The 502-nt window shown below is 64.5% G+C and carries 1 protein-coding gene; it reads left to right on the top strand.

From position 1 onward, the window contains the following. Window positions 1-484 (top strand): translation elongation factor Ts (gene tsf, locus R3P93_RS24565; RefSeq protein ID WP_317534370.1); only part of this gene is annotated, 484 nt, incomplete at its 5' end. Between the last annotated feature and the right edge of the window lie 18 nt (window positions 485-502).

Raw genomic sequence — 502 nt, 5'->3', positions numbered from 1 at the left:
GACTGTCGACACCGTCGTGCAGGAACAGTCCGCGAAGATCGGTGAGAAGCTCGAACTGAGCAAGATCGCGTCCTTCGACGGGCCCGTTGCCGTCTATCTGCACAAGCGCAGTGCGGACTTGCCGCCCGCCGTCGGCGTTCTCGTCGAGTACACCGGCGAAGGCGACGCTGCGGCCGAGGCCGCTCGCGCCGCAGCCATGCAGGTTGCCGCGCTCAAGGCCAAGTACGTGACGCGCGACGAGGTCCCCGAGGACATCGTCGCCAACGAGCGCCACATCGCCGAAGAGACCGCCCGCGCGGAGGGCAAGCCCGAGCAGGCGCTGCCGAAGATCATCGAAGGCCGTGTCAACGGGTACTTCAAGGACGTCGTGCTGACCGAGCAGTCCTCGGTTCAGGATTCCAAGAAGTCCGTGAAGGCGATCCTCGACGAGGCCGGCGTGACGATCAAGCGCTTCGTGCGTTTCGAGGTCGGTTCTTCGAGCTAGTCGTGTCAGTCGTATGAC

This window comes from Rhodococcus cerastii (genome assembly GCF_033042195.1).
GTDB lineage: Bacteria > Actinomycetota > Actinomycetes > Mycobacteriales > Mycobacteriaceae > Rhodococcoides.
The sequence above is the reverse complement of the archived record's forward strand: the minus strand, read 5'-3'. Positions and strand labels throughout refer to the sequence as shown.